The sequence below is a fragment of the Ralstonia pickettii genome (assembly GCF_016466415.2).
In the GTDB taxonomy this organism is placed as follows: domain Bacteria; phylum Pseudomonadota; class Gammaproteobacteria; order Burkholderiales; family Burkholderiaceae; genus Ralstonia; species Ralstonia pickettii.
In genome coordinates this window covers 559388-578091 of the sequence record NZ_CP066772.2, presented here as the reverse complement: position 1 = coordinate 578091, position 18704 = coordinate 559388, and the positions used below count along the sequence as shown (strand labels likewise).

Genomic DNA, 18704 nt, shown 5'->3' with positions numbered 1-18704 from the left:
CACGCGCTCACCATGGGGCCGTCAGGTGCGTTCGGCGCGTGCGGCTTCGTCAACGCAATCGGCAAGCCGCCCCGCAATGGGCTGGCGGCTATGGCGCGGGCGCTCGATCAGACCGATCTCGCGGTAGAACGTGTCGTCGCCCAGGCTGATGGCACGCGTGCCGGGCGGCCAGGTGCCTTGTGCGGCGGTCTGCGGGGCCAGCGCTACGCCCTGCCCGCGTGCCACGAGTTGCGTCATGCCTTGCAGCTCGTCGAGTTCGATCACGTCGTGCGGGGTGATGCGCTGGTCGCGCAGGAACTGGTCAACGCGGCGGCCGCCGAACGAGCGGCGGTCATAGCGGATGAACGGTTGATGCGCGAGCAGCGCGCGCCAGTCGTCGCCGGGCACACTGGCCGGCACCAGGAGCACGAAAGGCTCGGCCACCAGCGTGCGCCATTCCAGGTCGGCCGGTACGGCAAAGGGCGGGCGAATCAACACGGCAAGGTCGATCTCGCCGGCATCCACCAGGCCGAGCAGATCCAGCGAGACACCCGGCACGATGCGCGCACGGCAATGCGGGAATTCGCGGCGAAACTGCACCAGCGCATCCACCAGAAACGAGGTTTGCACCGAAGCAATGGCGCCGATGCGCACCAGGCCGCGCTGCTCGTTGCCGCCGGCCTGGTCGCCCAGACGGGCATACAGCGTGACGATGTGTTCGGCCAAGGCCAACGTATCGCGCCCGGCGGCATTGAGCGTGGCCGAGCGGCCCGTGCGATCGAAGAGTTGAAAGCCGAGCGATTCTTCCAGCCGCTGGATCTGCGCGCTCACCGCCGACTGCGTGAGGCCGATGCGCTCGCCAGCACCCGCAAACGTGCCGTGCCGGGCGACGGCAATGAAAGTCTTGAGTTCTCGAAGCATGGGGCACGCGGATCAGTGAAGAAGCGCAAGGATACGCGCGCCGCGCCGCCTCACTTGGCAAACAGCGATGCCATGTTGGCAAACGCCTTGATCTCCATCGCATTGCCCGACGGATCGAGGAAGAACATCGTGGCCTGCTCGCCCACTTCGCCCTTGAAGCGGATATGCGGCTCGATGATGAACTCGATGCCGGCGGCACGCAGCTTGTCGGCGGCGGCTTCCCACTCGGGCATGGAAAGTACCACGCCGAAGTGGCGCACGGGCACGTTGTCGCCGTCGACGGCGCTGGTCTTGCGGTGGCCGATTTCGTCCGGCGCGAGATGGGCGACGATCTGATGGCCGTAAAAGTTGAAATCCACCCAGTCCGGCGAGCTGCGGCCTTCCGGGCAGCCGAGGATGCCGCCGTAGAACGCGCGCGCCGCCGCAATGTCGTGCACGGGGAAAGCAAGGTGGAACGGGGCAAGCACAGGCGTGACGTTGCTCATGTGTGGGCGCAGGCAGGGAAGAGTTGGAATCAGGCAGCTCCGGCACGCAGCGGGGGGGCCGCTGACGCACCGGGCCACGCGAACGAGTCTATGCCCATCCACTCATGCACAAAAGCGATGTTTTTTTGCGCTGAGCAACATTGAATTTGATGAATCACGCAAAAAAGAAGCCGCCCAACGGCGGCGAAAGAGACACACGGTAAGCGCACCTGCATCGCGTGCAGGCGCGCGAAGACGAATATCAGGCGAAGGCGAACGGCGTCACGGCCATTTCGGCCTGCGCCAGCGGCAAGCGCACGGTGCAGACCGTGGCGTCGCCCGGCACGTTGGCCACGCGGAAACCCGCATCGCGCGCGAGGCTGATCATGCGGCGGTTGATGGACAACACCTCGCCGAAAACTTCCCGCGCGCCGGACACCCGTGCCGCACGCACCAGCGTGGCAAACAGGCGTCGCCCCACGCCCTTGCCCTGCCACGCGTCGGCCACCAGCATGGCGAACTCGGCCACGCCGTCTTCCACGACGAAGCGGCCATCGGCGATCAGGTCTTCGCCGGTGCCGTCGGGGCGCGCCACGCTCACGACCAGCGCCATGTGGTTCACATAGTCGATCTGCGTGTAGGCGGCGAGCATCTCGTCGGTCAGCCGGCCGCCACCCACGAGGAAGCGCGCATAGCGCGACTCGGACGACAGCCCCTCGACCAGGGCAGCCTCAAGCGGGGCGTCTTGCGGCAGAATCGGGCGCACGGTGGCGATGGAGCCGTCGTGCATGGTCCAGCGGTCGATCCATTCGGCGGGGTAACGGTGGATGGTGTAAAGCATGGGGATCTCCTCACGCGACGGATCGTTGTTATTGCATGCCAGCACGGGATCACCGCCTGACTTTCTAATTTGAAGCTAGATTAGCAGAAACCCTGACTTTTGCAAGTAAAGTCAGAATTGACTATGCTTTTGCCATGAGAATTCCGGAACCTTTCCCCGTCCCAGCGGCATCCGAGCTTGTAACGTCGATGGAAGAGCCGTGCTCGATCGCGGCCGCCGTGTCGATCGTCGGTGAGAAATGGACGCTGCTCGTGCTGCGCGAGGCGTTTTCCGGCGTGACGCGGTTTGATGAGTTTTTGCGCCGCACGGGGTGCTCGTCGGCGATCCTGTCGTCGCGGCTCAAGGCGCTGGTGACGTACGGCATCCTGCGCCGTGTGCCGTACCAGGAGCCGGGCGACCGCGTGCGCGATGCCTACCGGCTGACACGGGCGGGCGTGGACCTGCTGCCTGCCATCGTCGCGCTCATGCAATGGGGCGACCGTTACCTCACGCCGGACGGCGAAGGTCCCATGTTGTTGCGCGACCGCGAAAGCGGCACCCCGATCCACGTCGCGCTGGTCAATGCGCTGGGCGAGCCCGTTGCGCCCAAGAACTCGATGCGCGAGCGCAATCCGCGTTATGGACGGGGGGAAAATCGTGCCGCCACGGCCGCTGATACGCCGCCGGCCAACGGGTAACACACAACTTTACAGGCCCGGCATAACCCCCTATCGTCGGGGATGAATGGGCAAACGGCCGCGTTCGACCCGGCTTTCCAACTCATCCCGCGCCTTGCCGCCATCGGCTGATGGTTGCCCCTCCTGATTTCGCCCTGTACCTCTCTGCTCACGCCCGGAACCCCGACTGCCATGCCCGATGCCGTGGTACCGCTCTACCACCAGATCTACGTCGTCCTGCGCCAACAGATTCTTGAGGGCCGGTTCAGTGACGGCCCGATGCCGGGCGAGATCGAGCTGGCCCGACAGTTCGGGGCCTCGCGCGTCACGATGCGGCGCGTGTTCGACTACCTCGTCAAGGAAGGTCTGGTGCGCCGCCATCGCGGCATGGGCACGTTTGTCGTCAAGCCCGATGATCCGGTGACGATGGGCGGCGGCGCCCAGACGCTGCTGCAGAACATCATCGACGTGGGCGAGCGCACCTCCGCCGTCGTCGTCGAATTTGAAGACGTGCTGGCCCCGCCCGACGAGGCCAAATGCCTGGAAATTGCGCCCGGCACGCCGATCAAGAAACTCGTGCGCGTGCGCCACCTGGAAGACACGCCCATGGCGCTCATCACGACGTGGCTGCCGCTGGACGTGACGAGCAAGCTCACGCTCGAACGCCTGGCCGGCCAGTCGCTGCTGCGGCTGATCGAGGGATCGGGTGTGCGGATTGATCGTGCGTCGCAGGTGGTGTCGGCACGTTTGGCCGATGTGGCGACGGCGCAGTATCTGGATGTGTCGGTGGGCGCGCCGCTGCTCTCCGTCCAGCGCATCGTGCGCGAGATGAGCGGGCGCCCCGTGCAATTGCTGCAAGGCCTCTACCGGCCCGACCGCTACGAATACCGCATGGAGCTGTCGCGCGTGGGCGAAGACCGCGCCCGCCTGTGGATCGACAACGCCGGTCATGACGTACAAGGCGGTCACAGCGAAGACGTGGAAGAGGCGCCCACCTCGGCCGCATCCCCGGCCAGCCAGCGCGCCTGACACCACCCCGAGCAAGGTTATTGGCCGTCAGCAGGCCCCCAGGAAAGTTGTTAGCATCGCCGCTTCGCTGCGATGCAGCAATCTCCTCATGAGGTTCCCATGTCGACCTCGCCAGCGTCCCCAACGCCTGCCAATACCACCATGGCACCTGCCGCACCTGACACCCGAGGGCTGATCCGCCTGCTCACGGCCGGCGCGGGCATCAGCGTGGCGTGCATTTACCTGAACCACCCGCTACTGGGCCTCATCGGCCGCGACCTCGCCATCGCGCCGCACGCGTTGGGCGTGTTGCCGACGCTCACGGCGGCGGGATACGCCAGCGGCATCTTTTTCTTCGGCCCGCTGGGCGACCGCTACGATCGTCGCATCGTCATCCTCTGGAAGGCGGTGCTGCTCAAATTGGCGCTCATCGCCAGCTGCCTCGCGCCCAACCTCCCACTGCTTGCGGCAGCGGGCTTTGCGGTGGGGCTCTCGGCCACCATCGCGCAGGACTTCGTGCCCAGCGCCGCGGCCATCAGCACCGACCACAACCGCAATCGCAACATCGGCACGGTGATGACGGGGCTGTTGATCGGCATCGTCAGCTCGCGCGTGTTCAGCGGCATCGTGGCGGACCATTTCGGCTGGCGCGCGGCATTTGGCGTATCGGCGGTAGCGATTGTCGGGCTGGCGATTGCCGTGCGCGCCGCCCACTTTGGTGTGGCACCGCCCGCAACCATGAGGCAGCCGTACCTCACGCTGCTGCGTTCGTTGGGCACGCTGTTCGCACAGCACCCGCGGCTGCGCGCGGCGGCCATCACGCAGGCGTTCATCGGCATTGCGTTCTCGGGCTTCTGGTCGACCGTGGCATTGCACCTGACGAGTTCGCTCGGCCTGTCGACGGGTCAAGCGGGCCTGCTTGGCCTGGCCGGTGCAGCGGGCGCACTGGGCGCGAGCATTGCCGGGCGATTGTCGGGCCGCGTTGCGCCCGGCCACATCGCTGCGGGTGGTGCGTTGCTCATGGCGGTGACGTTTGCCGCGATGGCACTGTTCCCGCAATCGCTCATCGCCATCGTGATCGGCACGCTCGTCTTTGACGTGGGCGTGCAGGCTGCGCTGGTATCGCACCAGACCATCATTTATGCATTGGCACCCGAAGCGCGCAGCCGTATCAACGCGGTGTTCATGACGGCGCTGTTCATCGGCATGTCGGTGGGCGCGTATGGCGCGAGCCTGGCGTGGACGAGCGCGCGCTGGACTGGATTGATGGCGTTCTGCGCGGCGGCGGCGCTGGTGGCGCTCGGGTTGCGCGTGGTGTTCAACGCGCGGCAGGGCGCACGATGAGCGAAATCGACCGGGTACGCGTGTTGGGCGTACCCGTTTCTGCGTGACCTAAGCACGCCTGCTGCACACCTGCCGCAACACGCCATCTCACCCATCGGGGCAAGTCCGGGGCGCGACAACCTGCGACATGTCGCTACAATTCTGAGGGTCAGCTTAGACTGCCCACAGAACAACCACACCGACCACACCGAGACGCCCTCATGGATAGCACTGCCACCCCGCACGCGGTTGACCCGCACGACACACGTCGCCGCATCTTTGCCATCGTCGGCGCGTCGTCGGGCAACCTCGTCGAATGGTTCGACTTTTACGTCTACGCGTTCAGCGCGCTGTACTTTGCGCCGGCGTTCTTCCCCAGCGGCGACCGCACGACGCAACTGCTGAACACGGCGGGCGTGTTTGCGGCGGGCTTCCTGATGCGGCCGATCGGCGGCTGGCTGTTCGGCCGCATTGCCGACAAGCACGGCCGGCGCAGGGCGATGATGATCTCGGTGCTGATGATGTGCGGCGGCTCGCTGCTGATCGCGGTGCTGCCAACCTACGCGCAGATCGGTGCGCTGGCGCCGTTCCTGCTGCTGGTGGCGCGGCTGTTCCAGGGGCTGTCGGTTGGCGGCGAATACGGCACCAGCGCGACCTACATGAGCGAAGTGGCGCTGCAGGGCCGACGCGGCTTCTTTGCCTCGTTCCAGTATGTGACGCTGATTGGCGGCCAGCTGTGCGCGGTGCTCGTGCTGGTGATCCTGCAGCAACTGCTGACGACCGCGGAGCTGAAAGCCTGGGGCTGGCGCATTCCATTTGTGGTGGGCGCACTCACCGCGCTGATCGCCCTGTACCTGCGTAAGTCACTGCACGAAACGCAGACCGCCTCGGCGCGCAAGGCGGAGCACGCTGGCACGATCCGCGGCGCGTGGCAGCACAAGGGTGCGTTCCTGCGCGTGATCGGCTTTACCGCCGGCGGCTCGCTGATCTTCTACACGTTCACGACGTACATGCAGAAGTACCTCGTCAACACGGCCCACATGGAGACCAAGACCGCCTCCAACGTGATGACGGGCGCACTGTTCGTCTACATGGTGCTGCAGCCCGTGTTTGGCGCGCTGTCCGACCGCATCGGCCGCCGCAATTCGATGCTGCTGTTCGGGGCACTCTCGGTGCTGGGCACAGTGCCGCTCATGAAGGCGCTGGCCACGGTGACGACCCCGCTCGCAGCCTTTGGCCTCATCACGGTGGCGCTGGCCATCGTCAGCTTCTATACGTCGATCAGCGGGCTGATCAAGGCCGAGATGTTCCCGCCAGAGGTGCGCGCCATGGGCGTGGGCCTCTCGTATGCGATTGCCAACGCGGTGTTCGGCGGCTCGGCGGAATACGTGGCGCTGTGGTTCAAGCAGGCCGGTACCGAATCGACGTTCTACTGGTACGTGACGGCGCTGTGCGCGGTGTCTTTCGTCGTGACGTACTTCATGCCCGATCCGAGCAAGGAGGGGTATCTGCGCCACACGCCGTAATCGCGGCCCGGCGTTTCAACAACAAGGCCATACCGCGACCACCGATGTCTCAAACGGCGGTCGCGGTCGAGCTTCCTGCATCAGCTTCCGGCTATCACAACGCGCCCAACGCAGCAGCCACCAGGCGACGCTGCTCCGCCTGATGCGCGCGCACCGACGCATGCGCGCCCGACGGCGTCGCGCTGCGGCATACACTGGCCAGTCGGCTCCCCTCCGGCAGACACGTCCGCAGCGCGTCGCGCACGAAGCGCCATGCGCCTTGGTTGGCGTCCTCCTCCTGCGCCCAGACGATCTCCTTCAGGTTAGGGAATGCCGCCAGCGCGGCCACAAGTGCCTCCTGCGGAAACGGATAGAGCTGCTCCACACGGACGAGCGCCACATCCGCGCGGGCCTCGCGCTCGCGCTGCGCGTGCAGTTCGTAGAAGAACTTACCGCTGCACAAGACCACACGCGTGACGGTTTGCGGATCGACCGCCGAGGCGTCGGCCAGCACCGGCATGAAACGCCCGTCGATCAGGTCCTGCAGGGGCGAATGCGAACGCGGGTTGCCATGAAGCTGCGTCTTCGGGGACATGACGATCAGCGGCTTGGGCGTTGCCAGCGCGGCTTGCTCGCGCAACAGGTGGAACCATTGGCCCGACGTCGACGGCATGACCACGCGCATGTTGTCATCCGCGCAAAGCTGCAGAAAACGCCCCAGGAATCCGTTGGAATGCTCTGGCCCGACACCTTCGTGGCCGTGCGGCAGCAGCATCGCCAGTGCAGACTGGCAACCCCACTTGTATTCCCCCGAAGCGATGTACTGGTCAATGAAGACCTGCGCGCCGTTGACGAAGTCGCCGAACTGCGCCTCCCACAAGGTCAGCCGCGTTCGGGTCTGCACGCTATAGCCGTATTCGAAGCCCAGCGCCGCCTCTTCCGATAACGGCGAGTTGACGATATCGAACGAGCCCTGGCACGGCGCAACGTGCTGCAGCGGAACGTACCGGTCGCCGTCGTCGGACAGTGACGCCTGCGACTGCCACACCGCGTGTCGATGCATGAACGTGCCGCGCCCCACATCCATGCCGGACAGCCGGATGCTGTGCCCGTCTTCCAGCAGCGTGGCATGGGCAAGGTTTTCAGCCAGGCACCAGTCGACCGTATGCGCGTCGCTCGAGACCGTAGCGTGCCAACGCTCGCACAGTCCGCGCACAACGTCGTGCAGGAGCACGTCGTCGGGCGGTGTGGTCAGCGTCTGCGTCAATGCCTGCACGCGCTGCGATGACAACGGCTGAAGCTGGCGGCGCGCGGCGCTGTGCAGCGTCGAAACGTCAGCTGCACGCGGCGCTTTGCCCGGGGCAGCCCGCAAGTCACGCACGGCAGCTTCGCGCAGATCCGCCAAGCGCGTCGATTCCGCACTGGCAACGTGATATTGCTCCGTGACGGTCGGGTGCGCCGCAATGGCGGCGTGCAGCGCGGGCTGCGTCACTGCGGGCGTGTCGTGCTCCGAATGCCCAAGGCGGCGATAACCGATCAGATCGATGACGATATCGGCGCCATGCTCCATCCGGTACGCAATGGCAATCCGTGCGGCACGCACGACGGCTTCGGGGTCGTCGGCGTTGACGTGCAGCACCGGCGCATCAACCATGCGCGTCACGTCGGTGCAGTAGTCGTGTGCACGCACGTCCATCACGTTGGGTGTTGTAAAGCCGATCTGGTTATTGACGATCACGTGCACGACACCGCCTGCCGTGTAGCCGCTGCGGCGGGTCAGGTTCAGGGTCTCCATGACAACGCCTTGCCCCGCGAAAGCAGCATCGCCATGCACCATCACCGGCAGGCACGGTGTGCCGGGGTGCTCATCCACATGCGCGCGCGCCATACCGCAGACGACCGGGTACACGCTCTGCAGATGCGATGGATTGGGCGCCAGCTCCAGCGCCACCTCGTCGTCGCCCACCAACCGATGCGCACGGCCACCGAGGTGATACGGCAGGTCTCGCTGGGTGAACGCAATGTCCGAATCAGGATCGAGCCGATCGAGCATGCCTCGCGCGTCAAACCCCATCACGTTGACGAGCGCGTTCAAGCGCCCGCGATGCGGCATGCCGAGAAACACCTGCCGCACGCCGTGGCCGGCGCCCTCCTCCACCAGCGTATCGAGCAGCGGCACCAGGCTCTCGCAACCCTCCAGAGAGAACCGCTTGGCGTGCGCGAACGTGCCACCGGCAAGACGCTCCCACATCTCCGCCGCCACCAGCCGGCGCAGCAGCCGGCGCTTTTGGTCAGGCGCGAGCGGCGGTGCCAGCAGTTCTGCCTCCATGCGCGCGTAGAGCCATGCGCGGCGTTGCCGCTTGCGCACGCTACTGCAATCGAGACCGGTCGTGCCGCAGTACACCCGCTTGAGCTGCCATTCGAGCGCCTGCATCGTCGTCGCAGTGGGCAGGACGGTGCTTGCCGGCTCGCGCTTTTGCGCAGGGTCCAGGCCATGAAACCGCAGGCGAAGCTCGGGCACGTCGGGCAGGGGCGCGCGTGCGAGCGGGTCCAGGCGCGCGCGCCGATGCCCATGCTCGCGATAGGCATCGATCAACTGCGTGACAGCGGTGGATGGGGGCGCCGCCGCGGCAGTGCCGGCCGGCGCGTTGGACGGGTCAAACGCTGCGGCCGAACCCGGGCCGGCCATTTGAGGAGCGTGCGAAGACATGGTTGTTCAGGAGATAAGAGACACCGTGGGTTGACCCCACCATCGGCACTCCGGCGCACCCGCGCGCGCAATCCTCCAACCAGCACAGCGGTTGCGCAGCAGACACCTGTTCGGCAAATGGCGGGACCGTTCGAAACGCCAAAGCAAAGCGCTACGTCGATTCCTTCTGTGACGAGCCGCCTGGCGATGGCCCGTGCCTCCTCCGTTGGACTGCTGACTGCAACATCACTGCGACAACGACGACTACGAATTACGAAAGTGTTTGTGCTCGCGCCCAGCCAGCCTGCGCCACGGTGGCCGTCTCGCCCTGCACGCCATGCGCATGGCCCGGCATGTCGCCATGCAGCCTGAAGGCGCTGACCATCTCGGCCAGTTGATCGGCCTGGTCCTGCAGGGCCTGCGCCGATGTCGCACTTTCCTCGACCAGCGAGGCGTTTTCCTGCGTGACCTTGTCCATCTGCGTGATGGCCTCGTTGATCTGCTCGATGCCTTCGCTCTGTTCACGGCTCGAAGCGCTGATCTCGGCAACGATGTTCGTCACGTTCTGGATACCGGCCACCACGTCGCGGATGATCTGGCCGGCCTCTTCCACCTTGGCGGTGCCGGTGCCGACGTGGTTGACCGAATCTTCGATCAGCCCCTTGATCTCCTTGGCCGCCGCGGCACTGCGCTGCGCGAGGTTGCGCACCTCGCCCGCCACCACGGCAAAGCCCCGGCCCTGCTCGCCGGCGCGCGCGGCTTCCACTGCGGCGTTCAGCGCCAGGATGTTGGTCTGGAACGCAATGCTGTCGATCACGCCGATGATGTCGACGATCTTGCGTGACGACGCATTGATGGTGCTCATGGTCTCGATCGCCTCGCCAACAGCGTCGCCGCCCTTGGCGGCCACCAGCGATGCGTTGGACGCCAGGCGGCTGGCTTCCTGCGCGTTGTCGGCGTTCTGCTTTACGGTGGAGGTGAGCTGCTCCATGGCCGCCGCCGTTTCTTCCAGCGAGCTGGCCTGCTGTTCGGTCCGGCTGGACAGATCGATGTTGCCGCTGGCCACCTCGCGCGATGCGCGCGTGATGGTGTCCGTTCCGCCGCGCACACGGCCGACGATGCCATGCAGGTTCTCGGTCATGTGCTTGAGCGCGGCCAGCAGGCGGCCGATCTCGTCTTGTGCGCCAACTTCAAGACGATGCGTCAGATCGCCCTGCGCCACGGCTTCGGCCAGATGCACGGCACGGTGGATCGGGCCGGTGATCGTGCGGGTGATGAAGCCACCTGTTGCAATGGCAAGCAGCGTTGCCAGCACGGCCAGTACGATCATCTGGATCTTCGCGTTGGCACCTTGTGCGGCGGCTTCGCCCACGTCGTGCTCCATCTCGCTGGCCTGGTGATCCACCATCTTGTCGACCAGCACGTAGTACTGGTCTTGCAGGCGGCTCATGTCGCCCTGGTACAGAACGCGTGCGTCTTCGGGCTTGTTGGCATCGATCAGCTCAAAGAACTTGCGCACGCTCGCACCGTAAGCGGAGCGCGCCTCGAACTGTTCCTTGAAGAGCGCCTTGCTCGCATCGGTCGTCAGCATCTTCTCCAGCCGGCCATACGCCTGTCCGTTGGCCTGGCGGATGGCTGCGTAGTCGTTCATGTACTTCGCTTTCTGGTCGGCCGACGTGGCCAGCAGCAGATTGCTGAGAATGCCGTTGGCCTTGTAACCGTTGTTCTTGATCTGGTTGCTCAGCGCGATCAGCGAATAGCGCTCGCTGACGATCCGGCCCATCTTCGTGTTGTTGTCGTCCAGCCGTTGGATGCCCACCGCGGCAGTCCCGATCAGCAGCGCCACCACAAGCGCGAACGCTGCACCAAGGCGCACCCCGATCTTCATATCCGAGATTCTCATTTGCTTCATTCCTGTTTCAGCGGCGTCAGAGAGAGACGTCATGCCCTGGGCAACGCCATCGCCGTGGCCATCTGGCGATGCAATCAGGTGCATGCGTTGAAGCAGGAGCATCTTGAAGACATGTGCGGCTGTCGTTGACCGATCTTCAAAGCCGTCGCGCCGCAAGATTGCCCAGGCTGCTTTGATGGGAAATGACGGCACGGCAGGAGGAATCTTGAATGCGATGCCAGGGCAGCGGCGCGCTTCAAACCTGTGCTCTCGGCGGAAGGGGTCCGTGCTGATCGTGAGCTGCGTGACGCCAGTATTGGCTTGGCGGCACATCCGAGCAAAACCAAGAGGATGAACGCGCACCAAATCTGCGCTTTTGTGAATCGTGGCGGCGCAAAAACTTTCGATATGAAATTATTTTAATTCTCGTATGCGGATGGAAATCGAGTTACCCGGTGTGTGGTCACGCGCGCCGCCCGGCTGACGATGCACCACGCTGGCAACGCGCCGACATCATCGGACCGGCCTCAGGTGTCCTGCTGGCTGTGATGTCGGCTGCGTTGATGTTCTACCGGATCCGCATGCGCAAGGTTCAACCTGCCCTGGCCGCGATCTATTCCCAGGTCAACGAACACGGAAATCCGCTGACCGAGCGCGGCCCTCGCGCCAAGCGCGCCGGCAATGCTGGGGCGCGCGGGTAAATCCGTGCGATGTCATTCTTGAACAGTTAAGGAGATTGGAACGCCGATAGAGCGGCTGTGACGGCGGCTAACACGTCCCGCGTCTGCGGATCGACATCGCGGCCCCGAGCGATATCGAAACGTAGGCATCAATCGCATCCACCAATCGATCTCAAACATTCGATCTCGACAGTCTGAGAGCGACACGCCACCGTCAGACATTGGCGCATGGCCCTCAAACACTCGACGTTGGCCCGTTGAGGCTGACGTTCCACCGCCCGAGGCTTGAAGCCGGCAGTCAGAGGTCGAAATTTTCGAGCGTGGACTGTGGAGGGCGAGTGTTCGAGGCTCGCACTCCGGCCACAGAGGTTCGAACATGACTGTTGGAGGCCCACGTTCGGACCAGAAAGGCCCGTCATCGGCTGTTTCTGGCGCGCGCACGACTCTTCGATGCCGGTGCGCAATGCGCGACCGCTTTCCACCGGCTCGGCCTGGACACGTTCGGGAAATCTCAGCCCAGTTCCCCGTACCCGCGCATGCGCGCCTCGCGTGCCATCACGGCGATGGGCCGGTAGTGCGCCATCGTGGTCGGCACGATGTCTTCCAGGCGGAGCCTGGAGCGCAGGCCGGCGTCATCGTGCAAGGCTTCGCACATCGCCTTCCTCACTCGCTTTACCAGGGCGTCGTCTGCCCGGCGCGCGGCGATGAAGGGCAGGCCGGCCACATGCCGTGTCGAGCCGATCTGCCGTAGCCCCGCAACCAGGTCTGGCCTGTGCTCTGCGGCAAACGCCAGCGTCACGCAGTCGATGGCGGCAACGTCGGCCTCGTCGTCGGCAACCGCCGCCAGCGACCTGAGGTGCGACCCCGTATGCACGACCGCCCCGAAGAACCGCGCGCCGCGCACCAGTGGCGCGACGGCGTGCCGCAGTGCGTTCATGCCGCTGTGCGAGTCGGGGCTGTTGCAGGCCACCCGCGCGCCCCGGCATGCGGCCAGGGTGGTGGGGCCATCTTTCGCGCGGACTACGATCGCACTGCTATAGGCTTCCTGGTGGCAGCCGGGCGCAACAAAGCGTGGGGTGCCGATCAGCTGTACCCGCGATGCCAACCCGCGAATCAACGGGTAGCCGCAGGTTTGCGACAGCAACACATCGTCGCGCCGCCAGAAGGCGTGCAGCGCGTCGGGGCTCTCGCCCGGGTCCACGGGGTCCAGCATCACGGGCGACGTGCCACGGCCCAGCGCCTGGGCTGTCCGCTCGATCAGCGTGGCCCAGTCGTCCCGCAACGACGCAGAGACGTTGTACATCGGTAGAGCTGCCACCCAGCGCTCACGCTTCGCCATATTCGCGATATTCCCCATAGGAATGCGGCGCATACACGTGCCGATCGGAAGGACCATGGAACAGCGGATGCGCTACCGGCGCCGCCACACGCAGCGCGTAGCGGATCAGCCATTCCCGATAACCTCGCACATGGAAGCCGCCGTTGCGCACGAGGTAGTCCTCGGCGCGGCGCCGGTACACCCATGCCAATGCAAACCACGGTACGGAAGGCAGGTCGTGGTGCACCAGATGGTAGTTGTTGTTGAGAAACAGCAACCGCCACATCAAGCCGGCGTCGTTGATGACGCTGCGGGTGGCGTGGGAATCCGCCGGGCGATGCTCCTGGAAAGAGCGGATCGCCGCCAACGACAGCGCCGGATAAGCCACGCCCAGCAGCATGAGCCAGGCAGGCAGGCCACAGGCCGTCTGCAGCCAGACGAGAAGCACCACGACCGCAAGCAGGTGGGCCGCCCACATGGGCGCATCGCGCCAGTCGCCCGAGCGCAGCTTTGCGCAAGCATCCGCTGCAATGGTGAGAATCGAGGACGCGGGTTGCAGCAACATCCGCCCGGCCAGCGTATTGCGCGCGGCATACAGCTTGCGCATTGCCGGACTGGCCGCATGCCAATCGACGGCGTAGAGGAAGTAGCTCTCCGGATCGGTGTCCGGGTGCGTCAGTTCAGCCTCGTGGTGCCGCAGATGCAGGCGCCGGTACAGGCCATATGGCAGCCAGATGCCCAGCGGCGCGGCGCCGAGCAAGGCATTGAGCCACGGCAAGCGTGTCGGGTGACCATGCAGCAGCTCGTGCTGCAACGACAGGTACCACGTAGTGCATAACGTCAGCAGCACACACGCCAGCAGCAAACCGAGTTGCCGCACATGCGTGGCAACGCCAAACCAGGTTGCATAGACCGTGGCAATCAGCAGCCACGTCGGCAGCTCCGTGCGCCACAGCCAGTGACGGGCGGCCCGCGCCAGTTCCGTGCGCTGTCGGTCGTCAAGATAAATGGCCATGCGTGCATGCTTGCGTGGTGGAACGAAAGCACAGCATACGGGCCGACCCCGCACGACCGGAACGAAGGATTGCCGATAACGATATGTGGCAGCAATCGCCAGCGCACATGGCGTTTTAACGGCAGACAAAAAAGGCTGTACCAAAATCGTCGATAAAGCGTTGATTTGATTGAGCCGCTCCCACCTTGGCGGAAAGGAAAGTCTGTACCAAGGAGACTCGTCGACGGACAAACAAGAGACACAAATTCCGGCCAACCGCATGGCGCCTCGTTGGCCGGACTATTCAACGCAAATGCCACTATGGAATGGAAACCCCCATGCGCTGGAAGTTGCGCGCAGACCCATTGACTTGTCACGTGTGACAAGGTGAAGCCTTTCTCAGTGATGCATGCGCACTATCGCTCACTCGCGGAAGCGGCTGGACTTACGCGGCCCAGTCGCTTCATACCGGGGCTAAACGGCTCGGCGCCAACATTTCAGCGACCATCGCCCCGAGCCTCTATATAGGCCCAGGGGTTCGGCGCCTTGCCTGACGCAGGGTCTTGGTTGCGGCCGGCGGGCATTACGGCGGGTGTCAGCGTGGCCGTGCCGACAGGTAAGACGTCGAACAACTTGAGCTATGACCCGACGACGCGGCAGTTCAACACTGTAAGGACGGCCAATGTCACCACGGTGCACTGGAGATTCGCGCTGGAGTACAGCACGCTGTATTTGACGGATCGATTTGCGTCAGGCGTGCTCCCCAAGGAGGATCCCCTCCGCCAATGGATTCCCTTGATTGAGTTCGCGTTCGACTCACCACGGGGGCAACGCACGCGCGCCACCGTCAACCCAGGGATCCCCTATGTCAGCGATACGTGGCAGGTCGCCGCGGAACCGGGCCTTCCTACAACCCACGGTTCGACGCGAGGTGTCGGCGCAAATATTCAGGTGTTGTTCTTCCTGGATGATTTCCTGCCGTCACTATTCGGCAAGCCGATCCTGGCGCATTAGCGAATTGTCTTGATGCACATGCGAGCCCTGGCATTGCAGTTGTGCCAACCAATGCAACAGCGAATGCGAACGCCTCTCATGCGGATTCTTTTCTGCGGCTCCCGGTTATTTCCCACACGGCCCGCTCTCCCCCTATGATCGCGGACAAATTCAGGCGCTCGCCCTCAAGGTGATCTGTCCTCGTCCATCAGACAAACAAGACCATGCAACAGCCAACCGAGATTGATCTCGACAGCGAAACGCCCGCCATGAAGCGCGCGGCGAAACGCAGCACGCTCGTCAGCGTGGGTGTCAATTTGGCCCTAACGGCTGCGCAGCTGGTTGCCGGCGTTCTTGCCCATTCACAAGCGTTGATCGCCGACGCGATCCACTCGCTTTCCGACCTGGTTTCGGATTTCGTCGTTCTCTTTGCTGGACACCATAGCCAGAAGGAACCGGATGCGGAACATCACTATGGTCACCTTCGATTCGAGACAGCAGCATCCCTGGTATTGGGCTTGCTGCTACTCACCGTAGGCGTCGGAATGCTCTGGGGTGCGGTGACCAAGCTGGAGCATCCGGAGTCGATCTCACATGTGAAATTGGTCGGCTTGTGGGTCGCACTGGGCGCACTGGTGAGCAAAGAACTGTTGTTCCGGTACATGCTGGCCGTTGCGGAGCGCGTACGCTCCAGCATGCTGATAGCGAACGCATGGCACGCCCGCTCCGACGCAGCCTCCTCATTGGTGGTTGCACTCGGCATCGTCGGCAATTTGCTTGGATTCCACCTGCTCGATCCAGTGGCCGCATTCGTTGTCGGGTTAATGGTGGCGAGAATGGGCTGGCAGTTTGGCTCGAATGCCCTGCACGACCTCATGGACAGAGCCGTCGATCAAGAGACAGCCAGCGAAATTCGGGAAGTGATACTCGGCACGCCAGGCGTGCTTGGCGTTCATGACGTGCGGACACGCAAAATGGGCGACATGATCCTGGTTGACGCGCACTTGGAGATCGAAAGCACCGCAACCGTGAAGGTCGGTCACGACATCGCGCTCGAAGCGAGGCGACGCGTTATGCAAAGACGTGATGTTCTCAATGTCATGACCCACGTCGATCCCGTAAACGGGCTCCCAGCCGGTACAAGCTAGCCTTTGAGTCGCGGTAAGAACACGTTGAATGTTGAGCCTTTGCCTTCTTCGCTGGTCACGGTGATCGTCCCTCGGTGCAATTCCACGACCAGCTTCACCAAATAAAGCCCGACACCTGCCCCGACCGTCCCCGCAACGTTGCCCCCACGCACGTAGCGCTCGAACAAGCGCTCGATATCGCGCTCTGGTATGCCCAGGCCCCGGTCTTCCACTGTCACTGATACACCGTCGCCGTCGCTGCGCATACGCACGCTGACCGGTGCGCCTGGCGGCGAGTATTTAACGGCGTTGCCGACAAGATTGCTGAAGGCCTGGAACAGAAGCCGGGCATCGCCGAAGAATGTGTTCGGCTCATCAGTCTCTACGCACAACTCGATCCGTGCGCTCGGCGTGCCTTCCAAGTGCATTTCGCAAACCTCGGTCAGAAGCGCTGCAAGCGGGAAATCGGTGCGCCGCATCGCTGCGGGCGTCGTGGAATCCAGCCAGTGCGAAGAGTCGAGCAGGTGATCCATCAGGTGCGTCATGCGCTGCACGGCAGCCCGGATTTTCTCGCAGCGCTCTTCCAGCACCTCAGGCGGCAACGCGTCACGCATGCGGATCAGGCGCTGAGCCTGGCCGTCAATCACGCCCAGCGGCGTGCGGAATTCATGCGATGCCATTGAGACGAAATTGCGTTGCAACTCGGCCATGCGGCGCTCTTTGTCGAGCGTCTCCTGCAATACGGCGGCTTGGGCGATCAATGCATCCTTGCTGCGACCCAATTCGATTGTGTTTTCGCGAAAACGCGCCACGGCTTGCGCGATGTCACCAATCTCGTCGTGGCGGTCCACGCCTGGGATGTCGATCTGGGTATCGTTGTTGGCAACGCGGTGCATGCGATCCACCAGCGCGGCAATCGGGCGCGACACGGCGTAGACAAGATAAATCACGGCCAACACGACCAGGCACGCCGCCACCACGATCGCCCCAACTATGAGTTGCCGCGCATTGTGATAGGCCTGCGCCTCTCGCTCGGTTTCTGCCGTGGCGCCAGCGACACTGCGTTCGGTCATCACACCCAAGGTGTCGTTGGCCGAGTCGAAAGCATGCTTGGAGTCCGTGTGATAGAGCCGCGTAGCACCCGCTACGTCGCCTGCCTTGGCAGAAATCATCAGCCGTCGCGCAAGCTCGCGATACGTGTTCCATTGGGTGACAAACTGGCTGTAAAGCTCGCGCTCGGGGCTGTCGTGCTCGATCTTGTCGTAGCGGGCCTGGGACGTGGCAATCGCTTTGTCGAGCATGGCGACCTGTTCGTCTGCGGCTCGCAGATCGGCACGTGATGAAGCGATTAGAAAATCGCCTTCGGCCGCGCGATAATCCGAGATGTAGTTATTGAGGTCGCCCAGAATCCGGCTGTTTTGAAGCCAGCGCCCGCTGATCTGCGCAGATACGCTGTGGAAACTGGCCAATTGGTCGATACTGAAAGCGCCGACGCCGACCACCAGCAGCAAAAAGATCACGAACACCAGCGTCAACCGGACGCGGATGGGACGCAGGATCGAAGGAGATTCGATTCCAAAGCGCCGCCCGTCTGGCGCGGCTGGGGCCCTGTTTGGCGATTGCATAGGTAATGTCCTGCGCAGTTTCCCTGACAACGTCGTGAGCGGAGCATCAGTCACCATACCACCAGGCGGAATCCCCATGAAGCCAGCCAGCCCGAAGATCCTCTGCATTGAAGACGACGTTGAAACCGGCGAGCTGATCACCGAAGAACTGGCCGAACACGGTTACACCGTGATCACGGCGCATGATGGTGAGTCCGGGCTGGCGATGATCCTGCGCGAAGCCCCGGACCTGGTGCTGTGCGACGTAGGCATGCCGGGCATGACCGGATTCGAGTTGCTGGAGCAGTTGCGCACGCTCGCACCACGTTATGCCGAAATTCCGTTCGTCTTTCTGACGGCGATGGCGCAACGCGAGTCCGAACTGCGTGGGCGTCGCCTGGGTGCTGATGACTATGTGACCAAACCGGTCGACTTCGAAATCCTGATTAGCATTGTGCAAACACGGCTCGCCAGACGGCCGCGCACGCACACCGCGCATCCGCCCGTACAACTGAGCGAGCGCGAGGCCGAGGTGCTGGCATGGTCTGCGCGCGGCAAGACATCGGGTGAGATTGCCACGATTCTTGGGCTCTCCAAGCGCACGGTCGATTTCCATATGGACAATGCGCGCGAAAAGCTGGGCGTCGCCACGCGCATCGAAGCCGTGGTCAGGGCTTCCAGCTCGGGCATCATCAAACCGTAGGGGCCGCC

At 63.9% G+C, this 18704-nt stretch carries 16 protein-coding genes; 8 read left to right on the top strand and 8 right to left on the bottom strand.

All coding sequences use genetic code 11. From position 1 onward, the window contains the following. Positions 1–21: 21 nt before the first annotated feature. The 3 genes from RP6297_RS18825 to RP6297_RS18815 form a co-directional block, all read right to left on the bottom strand. Positions 22–900 carry a LysR family transcriptional regulator gene (locus tag RP6297_RS18825; RefSeq protein WP_009240268.1) on the bottom strand — a complete coding sequence of 293 codons (879 nt, stop codon included), beginning with the start codon at positions 898–900 and terminating at the stop codon, positions 22–24. A gap of 50 nt (positions 901–950) precedes the next feature. Then, complete coding sequence (locus RP6297_RS18820; RefSeq protein WP_009240267.1) at positions 951–1385, bottom strand: VOC family protein; 435 nt, start codon at positions 1383–1385, stop codon at positions 951–953. A gap of 241 nt (positions 1386–1626) precedes the next feature. Next, positions 1627–2205, bottom strand: coding sequence for a GNAT family N-acetyltransferase (locus RP6297_RS18815; RefSeq protein ID WP_009240266.1), 579 nt, complete (start codon positions 2203–2205; stop codon positions 1627–1629). A gap of 134 nt (positions 2206–2339) precedes the next feature. On the opposite strand from RP6297_RS18815, the gene RP6297_RS18810 reads away from it, so the two are divergent. The 4 genes from RP6297_RS18810 to RP6297_RS18795 all read left to right on the top strand — a co-directional run bounded on the left by RP6297_RS18810 (position 2340) and on the right by RP6297_RS18795 (position 6718). Further along, the gene (locus RP6297_RS18810) at positions 2340–2882 is read left to right on the top strand and encodes a winged helix-turn-helix transcriptional regulator (protein WP_004632298.1); all 543 of its coding nucleotides are present in this window, start codon (positions 2340–2342) and stop codon (positions 2880–2882) included. A gap of 171 nt (positions 2883–3053) precedes the next feature. Then, positions 3054–3890, top strand: coding sequence for a GntR family transcriptional regulator (locus tag RP6297_RS18805; RefSeq protein ID WP_009240265.1), 837 nt, complete (start codon positions 3054–3056; stop codon positions 3888–3890). A gap of 99 nt (positions 3891–3989) precedes the next feature. Continuing rightward, positions 3990–5213 (top strand): MFS transporter, encoded by a 1224-nt coding sequence (locus RP6297_RS18800; RefSeq protein WP_009240264.1) that lies wholly within the window; start codon positions 3990–3992, stop codon positions 5211–5213. A gap of 200 nt (positions 5214–5413) precedes the next feature. Continuing rightward, positions 5414–6718 carry an MFS family transporter gene (locus RP6297_RS18795; RefSeq protein WP_009240263.1) on the top strand — a complete coding sequence of 435 codons (1305 nt, stop codon included), beginning with the start codon at positions 5414–5416 and terminating at the stop codon, positions 6716–6718. A 94-nt stretch (positions 6719–6812) separates the two neighbouring features. Here RP6297_RS18795 and RP6297_RS18790 read toward each other — a convergent pair whose 3' ends face one another. Then, entirely contained in the window at positions 6813–9386 is a 2574-nt protein-coding gene (locus RP6297_RS18790; protein WP_009240262.1) for a 2-oxoglutarate dehydrogenase E1 component, read from the bottom strand. 271 nt (positions 9387–9657) lie between these two features. Continuing rightward, positions 9658–11289: a methyl-accepting chemotaxis protein gene (locus tag RP6297_RS18785; protein WP_009240261.1), complete on the bottom strand. Its 1632-nt coding sequence runs from the start codon at positions 11287–11289 to the stop codon at positions 9658–9660. A gap of 443 nt (positions 11290–11732) precedes the next feature. On the opposite strand from RP6297_RS18785, the gene RP6297_RS18780 reads away from it, so the two are divergent. Further along, positions 11733–11978, top strand: a complete 246-nt coding sequence (locus RP6297_RS18780; protein ID WP_009277035.1) for a hypothetical protein — start codon at positions 11733–11735, stop codon at positions 11976–11978. Between the two features lie 490 nt (positions 11979–12468). On the opposite strand, the gene RP6297_RS18775 is transcribed toward RP6297_RS18780, so the two are convergent. Together RP6297_RS18775 and RP6297_RS18770 are read right to left on the bottom strand one after the other, a co-directional pair. After that, complete coding sequence (locus tag RP6297_RS18775; RefSeq protein ID WP_009277036.1) at positions 12469–13260, bottom strand: phosphate/phosphite/phosphonate ABC transporter substrate-binding protein; 792 nt, start codon at positions 13258–13260, stop codon at positions 12469–12471. Positions 13261–13282: 22 nt separating this feature from the next. After that, entirely contained in the window at positions 13283–14290 is a 1008-nt protein-coding gene (locus RP6297_RS18770) for a fatty acid desaturase (protein WP_009240259.1), read from the bottom strand. Between the two features lie 579 nt (positions 14291–14869). Here RP6297_RS18770 and RP6297_RS18765 point away from each other — a divergent pair. Both RP6297_RS18765 and RP6297_RS18760 read left to right on the top strand, forming a co-directional pair. After that, a complete protein-coding gene (locus RP6297_RS18765; protein ID WP_009240258.1) occupies positions 14870–15283 on the top strand; it encodes a hypothetical protein in 414 nt (137 codons plus the stop codon). 203 nt (positions 15284–15486) lie between these two features. Then, positions 15487–16410 (top strand): cation diffusion facilitator family transporter, encoded by a 924-nt coding sequence (locus RP6297_RS18760; protein ID WP_004632317.1) that lies wholly within the window; start codon positions 15487–15489, stop codon positions 16408–16410. Here the strand turns inward: RP6297_RS18760 and RP6297_RS18755 are convergent. Next, entirely contained in the window at positions 16407–18014 is a 1608-nt protein-coding gene (locus RP6297_RS18755; protein ID WP_009240257.1) for a sensor histidine kinase, read from the bottom strand. The genes RP6297_RS18760 and RP6297_RS18755 overlap by 4 nt on opposite strands. 76 nt (positions 18015–18090) lie before the next feature. Here RP6297_RS18755 and RP6297_RS18750 point away from each other — a divergent pair, with 76 nt between their 5' ends. Then, a complete protein-coding gene (locus RP6297_RS18750; protein WP_009240256.1) occupies positions 18091–18696 on the top strand; it encodes a response regulator transcription factor in 606 nt (201 codons plus the stop codon). Positions 18697–18704 lie beyond the last annotated feature (8 nt).